The organism is Bacillus vallismortis, from assembly GCF_040784915.1.
GTDB classification, from domain to species: domain Bacteria; phylum Bacillota; class Bacilli; order Bacillales; family Bacillaceae; genus Bacillus; species Bacillus subtilis_G.
On record NZ_CP160797.1, the window covers coordinates 868,456 to 884,492 of the forward strand.

Sequence of the window (16,037 nt, forward strand, 5' to 3'; positions counted from 1 at the left end):
AAAATTTCAAATATTTACAATAAACAAGTTGAATAACAGTTACATATTTTACGATCATCCCATTGAAAATTCTATTCAATGATTCCAAGCGCTGCTGAAAGTTCCTTTAAGTGTAAAATATTTTTGGACAGGGGACATGTATATGTTAATTGGAAATACAAGTGGTATTCAAAGTGAAATTAATCCAGTTCTACTTCACAGATACAACGAAACGAAAACCGATTATCCAAAAAATATGACTATCAATCAATTGTTTGAAGAACAGGCGAGAATGAATCCTGATCATATAGCGATCGTTTACGGAAGTCAGCAGATGACATACAAAGAGCTTAATGAACAATCAAACCAAATTGCAAAAATTTTAAGATGTAAGGGTGTTAACAGTTCCGAAATCGTTGGTTTGATGACTGATCGCTCACTTGAAATGATTATTGGACTGATCGGTATTTTAAAGTCCGGTGGAGCATATTTGCCAATAGACCCTGAGTCACCGCAACAAAGAATTAATCATATGCTGAACGATACAAATGCCAAACTATTATTAACCCAGGAAAAGTACCGTGATTCAATTCAAAATGATATAGAAATTATTAATTTAAATGATGATTATTCTGAGGTTGACAACACCAATCTTGAAAAAATAAATGACTCCAACGATACTGCTTATATCATTTATACTTCCGGTTCAACGGGAATTCCCAAAGGGGTAGTTATTTCACATTATAATGCGATACGGGTGGTAAGGGACACAAATTATATTAAAATCAATGAAAATGATATAGTCCTTCAACTTTCAAATTTTTCTTTTGATGGATCCATTTTTGATATATTCGGCGCTTTGCTAAATGGTGCAAAACTGATACTTGTAGATAAAGATACTGTTGTAGACATAAAAAAGCTTGGCGCTCTAATAAAACATGAAAATATAAGTATTATGTTTATTACTACGGCTCTGTTTAACGTACTAGTCGATTTAGACATCAGCTGTCTTAAGAATATTAGAAAAATATTATTTGGCGGAGAAAGAGTATCGGTTTCCCATGCTAAAAAGGCCTTGGATTATTTAGGTAAAGATAAGATTATCCACGTTTACGGCCCAACAGAAAGTACAGTATTTACCACATATTACTTCATTAATGAAATTTGCAATGAAGATAAAACCATTCCGATCGGAAAACCTTTGTCAAATACATCTGTTTATATACTAGATAAAGAGAGGAAGCTTCTCCCACCGGGTGAAGTAGGGGAGCTGTGTATTTCAGGAGATGGTTTAAGTAAGGGGTATTTGAATAATGAGAAACTAACCTTGGAAAAGTTTGTATTAAATCCCTTTAAACAAGGTGAAAGACTATATCTTACGGGTGATTTAGTCAAATGGTTACCAGATGGCAATATTGAATTTGTAGGCAGAAAAGATCATCAAGTAAAGGTCCGCGGTTTTCGAATTGAACTTGGGGAAATACAAAATCAGTTGATTCAACATGAAAGTGTAAAGGATTCAATTGTAATTGTTAAAGAAGAAGAAGGACAGCCTAGTTATTTGGCTGCTTACATAACTACAAAAAAAGAGGTTTCTGTTGACGACCTAAGACTTTTCTTGGCAGATAAACTCCCGGAATATATGATTCCTGCTTATTTTACTAAATTAGATCACTTTCCCCTAACTGCTAATGGGAAAATAGACAAAAAGGCATTGCCTGAGCCTGACATTGGCATAACCGTTGCTGAATACGAAGCACCACAAACAGAGACAGAAAAACAATTAGTTGAATTTTGGCAGCGAATATTAAAAGTAAAAAGAATTGGTGTAAATGATCGTTTTGCTTTGCTTGGAGGGCATTCATTAAATGCAATGGAGTTTCTATCTGCTATTAATGAAAAAATGAATGTAAACCTCTCCTTAAAGGAACTTTTTAGACTTTCTACAATAAAAGAGATAAGCAAGTATATAAGTGAAAACAAAGGTGTTCAAATAGAACAAAAATACTTTAGCGATAACACGGATCTGACCAATATACACAAACCATTTCCTCTTACAGGAATCCAGCTAGCTTACTTAGTAGGCAGAGATGCAACTTTTGAAATCGGGGGATCCGCAACAAACCTAACGGTTGAATTTGAGATGGATGTAGAAATGGACAGATTCAATCTTGCTTTGCAGAAGCTGATTGACAGACATTCGATTTTGAAAACCATTATTTTTGAGAATGGGACTCAACGAATACTTCAAGATGATGTTTTTTATTCCGTTGAACCTGTTGACCTGTCAGAAGCCAATGAGCAACAAATAGAAGAGAGCATATTGTCTGTACGGAATCACATGATTTCTAAAATTATTGATCCAACCCAGTGGCCGCTATTTGAGCTAAAAGCATTTATTTTGCCTAACAAGAATAAGTACTTTTGCTTAAATATAGACCCTTTAATTTGTGATGACAGTAGTATGAAAATATTAATAAAAGAATTTAAACAATTTTACGATAATCCTCATCTGGATTTATCAGAGTTATCCTACAACTTCAGAGATTATGTTTTAGCATCCAATAAATTTAAGAGTTCTTCTTTATATAAAAAGGATGAGAAGTATTGGATGAGCAAATTGGACGAGTTCCCAAGCGCCCCTGCATTGCCTTTAAAATGCAAACCATCGGAAATTATAAAGCCTAAGTTTAATAAGTGCGCGGATTTTCTTGAGAAAGAAAACTGGAGCAAATTAAAATTACAGGCAAGAAATAGAGATCTGACACCTACATCTGTACTATGTGCAGCTTATGCATATGTTTTAGCATATTGGAGTAATCAAAGTCATTTTGCTGTGAACTTAACGGTCTTTAATAGGCTGCCGTTCCACGAAGATGTTAAAAAGATGGTCGGTGACTTTACTACCTTAATGTTGCTGGATATTAATGCTGAAAATGCGATGGAGTCTTTCTGGGATTTTGCTGCTAAAGTACAAGACACTCTCTTAGAAGCTCTTGAACACAGACATTTTGACGGTGTAGACTTCATTAGATCAATTGGTAAGAAAAACCAAATGAATAAACAAGCTATTATGCCTATCGTTTTTACTAGTGTATTAAGTGAAAACTCCGAGGATTCTTTTGATCAGCTGGTGGATTTTGAACGCATTAAATTTTTTAGTACCAGAACGTCTCAAGTCTACATTGATAATCAAGTTTATGAATTAAACGGCGGCTTGTATATAACCTGGGATTATGTAGAGCAGTTATTTGATGCCAAAATAATTGAGTCTATGTTTGAACAATTTATCGGTATATTGCATCAAGTCATATCAGATGATCAAGTAAAGGAAATTGAAATCGACCAAACCAGTCTAAGCCTTATTGAAAATTATAATGATACTAACAAAAAGCTTGACATCTGTACGCTTCATGAAATGTTTATGAAGCGGGCAAAGCTTGTGCCAAAAAATATAGCTGTGATTCATCATAGTGAATTCATAACCTATAAAGAGCTAGATGAAAAATCAAATCAAATTGCAAGATACTTGGTAGATAAAGGCGTTCAAAAGGGAGAATATATAGGTATTTTGGGAGAAAGATGTATAGAAACTATAGTCAATCTCTTAGGAGTTTTAAAATCTGGCGCTGCCTATATACCACTTGATCCGGATTATCCTGAAGATAGAAAAGAATACATCAAAGAAAAAAGCAAATGCAGTTTCTTTTTAACACCTAGAATTTATAGAGATGAATGTATTGACCACTACTCCGTTGATAAGCTAGACATTAATATTACTGAATCAGATATGGCCTATGTCATTTTTACATCTGGCAGTACTGGCAAGCCTAAAGGTGTTCAAATAACACATGGTGCTGCCGCAAATACGATTATAGACATCAACGAAAAATTCAAAGTTTCTAAAGAAGATCGAATTTTGGGGATTTCCTCTTTTTGTTTTGATCTGTCTGTTTATGATGTTTTTGGTTCACTAAGTGCAGGAGCATCTCTTGTTCTTATAGATGATCAAAGAGATGTTAACCAATTAAAATATGCCTTAGAAAATAAACGAATCACGGTATGGAATTCAGTGCCTGCCATTATGGAGTTGACAGTTGAGCTTTATCATTCCATTGAAAAAAATAAGGATTTAAGAATGGTTATGCTTAGCGGAGACTGGATACCGTTGGATCTCCCTGAGAAAATCCGAAACACGTTTGAGAATGCAGACATTGTTAGTTTAGGCGGGGCAACAGAAGGTTCTATCTGGTCTATTTATTTCCCTATAGAAGAGATAAAGAAAAGTTGGAAAAGTATACCTTATGGTAGGCCGTTGGCAAATCAGAAAATCTATGTATTGAATCAGAATCAACAGTTATGTCCAGCAGGAGTAGAGGGAGAATTATATATAGGCGGTTTAGGAGTAGCAAGTGGATATATTAATGATATTAAAAAAACAAACTCTTCATTCATTATGCATGATGAGCTTGGTTACATTTATAAAACCGGTGACCATGGCATCTTAAATGAGGACGGTTATATAGATTTTTTAGGGAGAAAAGACAGTCAAGTTAAGATCAGGGGGTATAGAGTAGAATTAGGTGAAATTGAAAACTGTCTAATTACACATAAGGATGTAATAAAGGCGGTAGTAATGGATTTTAAGAATAAACAAGGCGTGAAAAATCTCTATGCGTTTGTCATTTCACGAAATCATTTTAATTCAAGCGAGCTAAAACTTTATTTGCAAAACATGCTGCCGGATTATATGATTCCAGCAAATTTCTTTCGAATAGACAAAATTCCTTTAACAGTTAACGGGAAAGTAAATAGAAGCATTTTGGAGGAATTTCTGGCAAATCAAGATATAAATGAAGTTGCTACTGCTGCCAGCCTTCAGGCAGAAAGTGAAACTCAAGAAGAATTGCTCGAAATTTGGAAAGATGTATTTGGGATGAAGCAGATAGGAATAGATACTAACTTTTACGAAATAGGAGGGGATTCATTAAAAGCGATTGCCATAATAACAGAAATAAAAAAGAGAATGAATATTGAGGTGCCAATTGGTGAAATCTTCAAGAATGATTCTGTAATAGCGTTAGATCATTATTTGACGGCCGATCGATATTTAACTCATCAAAATACAATTGAAAGGGCACCAAAAAAAGAGTTTTATGCTACTTCACCTATGCAAAAAAGAATGTATATGCTCTCTATGATGGAAAATGACAGAGGGGCGTATCATATTCCTATGGCATTGCTAGTGAAGGGTGAAATTGATTTATACAGATTGGAAAATGCCTTTAAAAAATTTATTGATAGACACGAGATCCTCAGAACAGGGTTTGAATTACAAAACAATGAGTTGATTCAAAAGGTTCATAACCGTGTTGATTTTAAATTGGAATTCGAAAAAGCAACATTAACAGAAAATGGTTCAATAAAGGATTTAACCAGTCATTATTGTAAGCAATCAATTGCTCCTTTCGACCTGAGCAAACCTCCTCTAATGAGAGCGAAAGTAATTAATATTGGCAAGAATAAATGTATTTTAGTAGTGAATTTCCATCATATTATTTCAGACGGTGCATCTCAGGGTATTCTCGTGAATGAGATTTTGGATTTGTATGACAATAAGAACCTGTTTGAGTTGAACGTTCAATATAAGGACTTTGTCGAGTGGGAAAATAAATATAAACAATCTAAAGAAATCAATAAACAAAAAGAGTATTGGTTGGATGTATATAAGAATTTACCTCCTAAATTGGAATTGCCTTATGATTACACAAGATCTATTGTGGATACTACTGAGGGTGCTTCTATGTATATCCACCTTGATAACAACCTAGCTAAAAAAGTAAGGTTCATTGCTAAGGAAACCGGAACTACTTTATACATGCTTATGTTAAGTGCTTATTACATTCTACTAAACAAATATACTGGTGAATCGGATATTGTTGTTGGAACAGCTTCATCAGGAAGAATGCATAAAGATTTACAAGACGTTTTTGGAGTTTTTGTTAATACCATCGCGTTAAGAAATAACGTCGACAATATGGAAAGTTTTAAAGATTTCTTAGAGCAGGTCAAAGAGAATACAATTGCCGCTTTTGAAAACTCAGAATATCAGTTTGATGAACTGGTCCGCAGCATAGATTACGAAAGAGATTCTAATAGAAACCCTCTATTCGATACCATGTTCGTATTAGAGGATGCTAAATTGTTCACAAAGGAATCGGAAAATCTAACTATCAGCCCTATTATTTTCGATCTGGATAACGCAAAATTTGATTTAACTTTTAATGTATTAGACTTTGAAGAAGACATTATACTTAATATTGAGTATAGGACAGGATTATTCAAATCTAATACAATAGAAAGCATTTCAGAAACGTATATCAATATATTAAAAGGAATTGCGCAAAACATTGATACTGTATTAAATGATATCGATATCTTTTCAGAAAAAGACAAAATTGCATTGCTGCATGATTCTAACACGCAGTTAATGGAGTACCCTAAAAATAAACCGATTCATCTTCTGTTTGAAGAACAAGTGCAACGCACTCCAGACAATGTGGCAATTGTTTTTGAAGGTATAAATCTCACATATCGAGAGCTGAATGAAAAATCAAATCAATTGGCGGCTTTATTAAGAGAAAAAGGAGTTAAGCCAAATAGCTTAGTAAGTTTAATGGTTGAACGTTCTTTAGATGTAATAGTCGGGATGTTAGGGATCTTAAAAGCAGGAGGAGCATATTTGCCGATTGATCCTGTGTATCCAGCGGAACGAATCAAATATATTCTTAAAGACAGTCAAACAAACCTGCTATTAACTAACCCTAAACTGATTGAAGAAACGGGTTTAGCAGACATGCTTGATATCGAAGCGATAGACATACATGCAAACTCATTATCAGAATACCGAACTGGAAATTTATGTATTGAAAACGCAGGCGATGATTTAGTGTATGTCATTTATACCTCAGGCTCTACTGGAAATCCTAAGGGGGTAATGGTAGAACATCAATCTTTGGTGAACTTATGTTATTGGCATAATTCATACAACACAGTAAGTGAAAATGACAATAGTGCAGTCTATGCAAGCATGAGTTTTGACGCTTTCTCTTGGGAGATTTTTCCCTATATAATTACGGGTGCTTCTATTCATATCTTAAGTGATGATTTAAAACTCGATGTCCGTAAACTAAATCAATATTTTAATGATCATCATATCTCCATTAGCTTTTTGCCTACACAAATGTGTGAACAGTTTATGGTGCTAAAGAATAATTCTTTAAGAAGACTGCTTACAGGTGGGGATAAGCTTAATCAGTTTAATCATCAAAACTATCAAATCATCAATAATTACGGTCCCACTGAAAATACCGTGGTTACAACGAGCTATATAGTAAATGAACATTCTAAAAACATTCCAATTGGAAAGCCCATCTCAAATAACAAAATCTATATTTTAGATCAAAATAACAGCCTTGTGCCAGTGGGAGTGCCGGGAGAGCTTTGCGTGAGCGGGGCTGGTCTTGCGCGGGGATACTTAAACAGGCCGGAGCTTACGGCAGAAAAATTCGTTCCAAATCCATTTCTTCCAGGGGAACGGATGTACCGGACAGGCGATCTTGCACGATTGCTTCCTGACGGGAATATCGAGTTCCTTGGCCGGATTGACCATCAGGTGAAAATTCGCGGCTACCGCATTGAGCTCGGTGAAATTGAGAACCGGCTGCTGAAGCTGCCGATGGTAAGAGAAGCTGTTGTCATCTCGCGGGAGGACAAAGATCATCAGGCGTATCTTTGTGCGTACGTTGTTCTTGAGAGCCCGGCAGCTGAATCCGTCAAAGAAATCCGCTCCCAGCTTGCAAATGAGCTTCCGGATTTCATGATCCCGGCGTTTTTTGTCCAACTGGACAAAATGCCTCTTACCGCAAACGGAAAGGTAGACCGGAAGGGGCTTCCGGATCCTGATTTAGATAGTCTTGGAGATCGGGGCTATGAGGCGCCGAGAAATGCCGTTGAAGAGACTCTGGCCTCGATTTGGAAGGATATCCTTGGGACAGAAAGAGTGGGTATCAACGATCACTTCTTTGAAATGGGAGGCCATTCACTGAAGGCAACGGCTTTGGTTTCGAGAATCCATAAGGAGCTAAAGGCTGAAGTGCCTTTGCGCCAGCTTTTCCAATCGCCTACCATCAAGGGTATTGCGGAGTTCATTTCCGCCGGCCGTGAGAGTGTGTATGCGTCCATTCAAAAAGTGGAGGAACGGGAATACTATCCCCTGTCATCTGCCCAAAGAAGGCTATATATTCTCGACAGAATTGAAGGTGGAGTTTCCTATAATATTCCTCTTGCCATGGAAATACAAGGGGATCTTAATATAAGCCAGCTGGAAAAGGCCTTTCTGGCACTCATTGAAAGGCACGAAGTCCTGAGAACGTCATTCTCAATGGAGGACGGAGTACCTGTCCAAAAAATCGCACCGCTGGTGGATTTCAAAGTGGGCTGCCACAAAACAGACGCCTTTGGTGCAGAAAACTTCCTGAGGGAATTTGTGCGCCCGTTTGACCTTTCAAAAGCACCTCTCCTGCGGGTCGAGGTTCTGAACATCGCAGAAAACAAGCACCTTATGGTGCTGGACATGCACCATATTATTTCAGATGGAGTATCGATGGGCATCCTGACGCGCGAATTGGCCGAGCTGTATGAAGGAAAGGATCTGCCTGCCCTGAAAATCCAGTACAAGGATTATTCTGCATGGCAAAAGCAAGCATCTGCCCGGGCTGAAATGAAAAAGCAGGAAGCTTACTGGCTGAATGTATTCAAAGAGGAAGTGCCTGTTTTGAATATGCCGACCGATTTTAGAAGACCGGCAGCCCAATCGACTGAAGGCGGTTTGGTGCATTTTGAATTTGGGCGGGACCTGTCACTTAAGCTGAAAGAGATGGCCAAAGAACATGGAGTCACCCTGTATATGCTTCTTCTGGCAGGCTATACGACACTCCTTTCAAAATATACAGGTCAGGAAGACATCATCGTCGGTTCTCCTATTGCGGGAAGGCCGCATGAAGATTTGAAACACGTGATGGGAATTTTCCTAAATACGCTTGCTATGAGAAATCGTCCCGAAGGGAAAAAATCCTTCAGCAGCTATCTGAGAGAGGTAAGAGAAAATGCCTTGGGTGCTTTTGAAAACCAGGAATATCCGTTTGATGAGCTCGTAGAAAAGCTTGATCTAAACCGCGATATGAGCCGGAGCGCTTTATTTGATACGATGCTTGTGCTTCAGAATTTCGATCAAGAGGCATTTGAGATTGAGGGGCTGACCTTCACTCCGCATCCAATGGATGCCCATGTGTCAAAGTTTGACTTAACCTTGACATCGAGCGAAGAGGGAGATTGCATTACATGCGTCCTGAATTATGGGACTAAGCTGTTTAAAAAAGAGACGATCGAGCGAATGGCAAGCCATCTGATTCATCTTTTCAATGAAATTACACAACAGCCGGATCAGCTCATCAGCGATCTGACACTGCTTTCTAAAGAAGAAGCGCATGCGGCGTTAACCGGATGGAATGAGACAAACATTCAATTTCCGATGGACAAAACGCTGGCACAACTGTTTGAGGAACAGTCAACTCGAACGCCACAACGAGTCGCTGTAGCAGCCGGAGACCAGAAGCTGACGTATCTCCAGTTGAATGAAAGGGCGAACCAGTGGGCAGGAGTGCTTCGGGAAAGAGGAGCAAAAGCAGGGGTGACAATCGGGCTGATTGCTGAGGAGTCCGTAGAGATGATCATAGGAATTCTGGCGGTTTTAAAAGCTGGGGCAGCGTATCTTCCAATTGATCCCGACCAAGCCGTCAAGCGAACAAATGCCATTCTCAAGGACAGCGGAGCGAGCCTTCTGCTTGTGAAAGGAAACCGAAAACCAGGTCTCAGCTTTGGCGGAGACATCATTGATCTGGAGACACCGCTTTTTGAGGGGAGAGACACAGCTAACCCTCCGGCAGGCCAATCGGATCACAATGCCTATTTGATATACACGTCAGGATCGACTGGCACACCAAAAGGTGTGTTTATACAGCACAGAAGCGTGGTCAATTACATGTCCTGGTTCAAAAAGGAAGTGAGTCTGCAGGAAGAGGATAAAGCGATTCTCGTTTCCTCTTATGCCTTCGATTTAGGGTATACGAGTCTCTATTCAGCACTTTTGAGTGGCTGCGAGCTGCATCTGGTCAAAAAAGATATCTATTCAAATCCATCCAAAGCACTGAGATATCTGAATAAAAACGGCATATCTTATCTGAAGCTGACGCCGTCACTGTTTAACGTCTTGGTTAACGACCCTGCATTTCTTGAGGGATCCGGCTGTGAGACCCTTCGTTTGGTCGTGCTTGGAGGAGAGAAAATAAGTCCGGAGGATGTGAAAACGTTCCATCTTCGCTGCTCAAAGGCGATGGTCATGAATCACTATGGCCCGACAGAAGCAACCATAGGGTCTGTCTATCATATCATCGATTTTGAGGAAATGAGTGATTTTGAGCAATGTCCGGTAATTGGAAGACCAATCTCGAATATGAAGGCATACGTTATGGATTCACAGATGAAGCCAGTGCCGGATGGGGTGTACGGAGAGCTGTGCCTATCTGGTGAAGGCGTTGCAAGAGGCTATTTGAACCGTCCTGAGCTGACTGAAAATGCATTTGTTCGGAATCCGTTGGACCCGAAGGAAACAATGTATCGGACAGGCGACCTTGTCAGAAGACTTCCGAATGGCAATCTTGAACTGGCCGGCAGGATCGACAATCAGGTCAAAATAAGAGGCTACCGTATCGAAACAGACGAAATCAAGAATCATCTCCTCAAGCACGGTGAGATTCAGGAGGCTGTCGTGATTGTCCGAGAGGACAAAGATCAACACAAATATGTCTGTGCCTACATTACATCCGGGAAGATGTGGGCTTCGGGTGAGCTTAGGTCTTATCTAAAGGAGGAAATTCCTGAATTTATGATTCCATCTTATTTCGTTCAGATGGAGCGGATTCCTCTTACGCCAAATGGAAAGGTGGACCGCAAAGCCTTGCCGGAACCGGATGGCCACGCTGGAGTGAACTATGAGGCTCCGAGGAATGAAGTGGAGAAGCAGCTCGTTGCGGTATGGGAAGAGATTCTTGGTTTCCGCCCGATCGGAATCAGCCATAACTTTTTTGCGTCGGGAGGAGATTCTATCAAAGCTCTTCAAATCATTTCCCGGCTATCACGAGAAGGAATCGCGGTTGAGATGAAGGATCTGTTTGCCTATCCTGAAATCAAGCAGCTGAGCCGGTACGCTAAAACCGTGAACGGACAAGAAGAATCATATGAAATTGAATCTGGAAACGTCCTTTTGACCCCGATTCAAAAAGCCTTTTTCTCAGGGGGGACAGAGGAGGTCAATCATTATAATCACGCAGTGATGTTGTACAGAAAAGACGGATTCCATACGGAATGGGTAAAGGAAGTTCTGGAGGAAATCATGAAGCATCATGATGCTTTAAGAATGATTTTTCCAAACGAGAACGGCAAAGTTCGTCCGTTTAATCGCGGCGTGAAAAAAAAACAGTTTGGCTTTTATGTCTATGACGTCTCGTCAGAGGAGGTTCCGAACCAGACGGTTCTCGAGCTTGCGACGAAGCTTCAGCTTCAAATGGACATCCAAACAGGGCCGCTTGTAAACGCAGCTGTATTTAAGGCCAAAGATGGGGACCATCTTCTTCTGATCATTCATCACCTTGTCATAGACGGTCTTTCTTGGAGAATTTTATTTGAAGATTTGGCACTTGGGTACAGCCAATTGAAAAAGGGAGAAACTGTGTCGTTTTATTCCAAAACGACATCGTACAAGACTTATGCTTCCAAACTTCAGGCTTATGCCGAAGGCAAAAAGCTCGCAAGAGAAAAGCAATATTGGATGGATGTATTAAAGGAGAAGGTGCCATTCCTTGAAACCAAAGAAGAGGTCGAATCCTATTGGTATGAAGATAGTGATACGTTCAGGGGCGTTCTTGATAAAGAGGCAACACGAAAGCTCCTTCGTGAAACAAATCGCGCCTATCATACTGACATCAATGACCTTCTGGTTACTGCCCTTTTAATGGCTGCAAGGCAGGAGACGGGTGAAAATCGGATCAGACTGAGCCTTGAAGGACATGGCAGGGAACAGATCGTTGATGAGGTCGACATCAGCCGGACGGTTGGATGGTTTACCACCAAGTATCCTGTCCTGATTGATCTGGGTGAGGAAACCAGCCTCTCCATGACGATCAAAATGGTAAAAGAAACGATCAGAAAAATACCAAACAAAGGCATCGGCTATGGAATCCTAAAACATCTGAATGAAGATTCTGAGTTAAAGGCAGCACCGCAGCCACCCCTTTTGTTTAACTATTTGGGACAGATGGATGAGGATCTTCAAAATGCGGCATTCTCCTCTTCCAGTCTTCCGACCGGAGAGTCGATCGGAAATAGACATGCACGGGAAAATGCGATGGAAATGAATGCGATTGTTTTGGACGGTCAGCTGGTTATTGATACGACGTATAACACAAAGGTTTATTCAAAACAAACTGTAAAGCATTTTACGGAGGCCTATAAAGAAGCGCTTTATGAGGTGATTGACCATTGCGTCTCAAAAGAAGAGGCAGAGAGAACACCGTCTGATTATGGAGACAAGGCATTGGACATTTACGAGCTTGAGGACATCAAGAGAAAGCATGAAGGATTTGAGATTGAAAAAATTTATCCTCTGGCCAATATGCAGCAGGGAATGTTATTCCACTCCTTGGAAAATCACTCATCAGGAGCCTATTTTGAACAAATCGTCATTGAAGCAAATGGAACAATTGATCCGCTTCTATTAGAGAAGAGCTTTAATGCCATCATGGAAAGGCATGAGCTCCTGCGGAGCGCCATTGAGTATGAAATCACAGTAAAGCCAAGAAACGTGATCCTGAAAAACAGGAAAATCGGCTTCCGGTACCAAGATATAAGACGGCAAAGTGCGGAGCAGCAGAAGGTAAGCATGGAGCGATTCCTGAAAGAAGACCGGGAAAAAGGCTTTGATTTAAGCAGAGATCCTTTGATCCGCCTTCAGCTTATCCAGACCGGGGACGAAGAATATACGTTGATTTGGAGCAACCATCACATCCTGTTTGACGGATGGGGACGGGGAATCATTCTGGCTGAGCTTTTCCAATTCTATGGAGATGAGCGGTTCGGAAGAACCCGACAGCTGGAAGAGCCAGAAGCATACAGCACCTACATCAGATGGCTGGAAGAACAGTCCAGAGAAGATGCCGCTCAATATTGGAAGAATTATCTGAAAGGCTATAAGGAAAAGTCAGGCATTCCGGTTAATAGGAAATCTGGGAAAACTGGCGATTCCGGAAACCGCGAAAAGGTGATAGCACTCTCACGAGAGCTAACGGGAAAACTGGCCGACCTGGCAACACGGAATCATGTGACCATCCATACAGCTCTGCAGAGTGCATGGGGTGTGCTGTTGGCCAAGTATAACCAGACAGACGATGTCGTGTTCGGTTCCGTTGTCTCCGGAAGGGATGCCAAAGTGCCGGGAATTGAAAACATGGTGGGACTGTTTATTAATACGATTCCAACAAGAATTCAGGCCAGTGATCACCAGAGTTTCAGAGAGGTCTTACAGCGTGTGCAGGAAGGTGCCATTGAAAGCCAGGCATACAGCTACCTCAACTTGTCTGATGTGCAGTCTCTAAGTGAACTGAAGCGGGATTTAATCGACCACGTGATGATTTTTGAAAACTATGCGCTGGATGACAAGGCCCTTGATCAAGGAGAGAATGAGCTGGGCTTTGTGTTCCATGAGCTGAAGGGAAATGAAGCAACAAACTATGGATTAACGGTGGTAGCCGTTCCCGGGGAGCAGCTGATCCTGAAATTTGCTTATGATGGAAATGTATACTCGGAGACGATTATCGAAAATCTAGGGATACATTTGACTCGCTTAATGGAGCAGGCCGCAGAAGATGAACATAAGAAAATCGGCGATCTTCAGCTGCTTTCAAATGAGGAAAAGGATCGGATCTTGAGTGAATTCAACCAAACAGAAACAGATTATCCGAAGGATAAAACCATCCAGCAGCTGTTTATGGAACAGGCATACCGAACGCCTGAGCAAACGGCAGTCGTATGCGGGCATGAAATGCTCACCTACCGGGAGCTTAACGAGCGGTCCAACCAAATCGCACGGCTGCTTCTTCAAAAAGGTGTGCAGCCGGAAACGATCGTGGGCATTATGGCCGACCGTTCTCCTGAGATGATCGCGGGCATGATCGGAATCTTAAAATCTGGGGCGGCCTATCTCCCAATTGATCCGGATTATCCGGAGGAGCGGCTTAAATATCTTGTGAAGGATAGCGGCACCAAATTGCTGCTTACAGAAGAGCACTTAATTGAAAAGATTCCTTTTACAGACACAATGGGCATAAGCGTGATTGCGCTGGATGATGACCGGCTTGCCAAAGCCGAAAAGACGAATGTAACGGTGAGGAACAAACCGTCTGATTTGGCCTATGTCATCTATACATCAGGCTCTACAGGCCAGCCAAAGGGTGTATTAGTTGAGCACAAATCTCTGATGAATTTATGTCACTGGTATGTCAATTTCCATGAGATCCATGAATCCGACCGGATTACGAACTACCTGAAATATTCGTTTGATGCATCCATTACAGAGATTTTCCCTTGTTTGATTACGGGAGCTGAATTACACGTTTTAAGAGGCGATATCCGGCTGGATATGGGGAAACTCAATGAGTACATGAATGAAAACGGCATTACCGTCGCAACCCTTCCATACAAGGTGGGCGAACAGTTTATGCAGCAGGATAATCATTCCTTAAGGATGCTCATTTCCGGCGGAGAACAGCTCAATATGAAGACAGATACTGAATACCAATTGGTCAACGCGTATGGACCTACGGAAAACACATGCGTTACCACGAGTTATTTCGCAGACCGCAAGGGACAGAACATTCCGATTGGAAAACCTATATATAATACGGAAATTTACATTGTTAATCAGAATAATCGACTATGCCCTGTCGGTGTAGTGGGAGAATTATGTGTCTCGGGTGATGGAGTTGCCAGAGGATATTTAAACAATCCGGAGTTGACCGCGGAAAAATTCGTATCCAATCCTTTTGCGAGCGGAGAGCGAATGTACCGCACTGGAGACCTTGCAAGATGGCTGCCAGATGGAAATATAGAGTTTGTCGGACGAATTGACCATCAAATTAAGCTGCGCGGCTATCGGATTGAACTGGGTGAAATTGAGAGCCATCTGTTAGAGCACCCGGATGTAAAAGAAGCGGCTGTCATAGCGAGAGAGGGTTCAAGCTTGAGCTTGTGCGGTTATCTCGTATGCGAAAAAAAGGTGACTCCAGCTGAAGTCAGAGAATTTTTGGAGAAGCGGGTGCCTGATTACATGATACCGGCTTATTTCGTTCAGTTGGACAAACTTCCGCTAACCACAAACGATAAAGTGGATAGAAAAGCCTTGCCGGCGCCAGAGAGAAGCGCATTATCCGAGGTGGAATATGAAGCACCGAAGAACTATATAGAGGAAACTATTGTTTTAATCTGGGAGGAGCTTTTAGGTGTAAAACCTATAGGCATATCCGACAATTTCTTCGACATAGGAGGGAACTCATTAAAATTGATGAGTGCTCTTACATCAATTAACAAGCAAATGAATACCAATTTATCTGTGCATAATGTTTTCGAAAATCCTACTGTTAAGCAATTAACGAATGTAATTTTGTCAGCAGGCACTGAATCCAAGATAGATATTCTAGATTATGTTGAAGAAGAAGTGTGATAAAATAACGATTTTCTTCCAGACTGGATTTAAGAATATACAATGTAAAGTTTTAACACATGGGATATTGTGCAATCTCCAATTTTTGAGATTGCACAACCGTGTGTAAGGGATCTGTGAAATCACTTCACTAAGATTTATTCAGGTATTGTAAAGTGAAAGGGTT

1 protein-coding gene is annotated in these 16,037 nt (G+C 40.5%); it reads left to right on the forward strand.

Annotation, left to right across the window (positions count from 1 at the left end; all coding sequences use genetic code 11):
- Window positions 1–142: 142 nt before the first annotated feature.
- Complete coding sequence (locus ABZM97_RS04415) at window positions 143–15,871, forward strand: amino acid adenylation domain-containing protein (protein ID WP_367387265.1); 15,729 nt, start codon at window positions 143–145, stop codon at window positions 15,869–15,871.
- Window positions 15,872–16,037: the final 166 nt, after the last annotated feature.

What these genes read in the sequence shown, in the direction of transcription:
- ABZM97_RS04415 (WP_367387265.1), top strand. Translation starts at nt 143, where the DNA reads ATGTTAATTGGAAATACAAGTGGTATTCAAAGTGAAATTAATCCAGTT.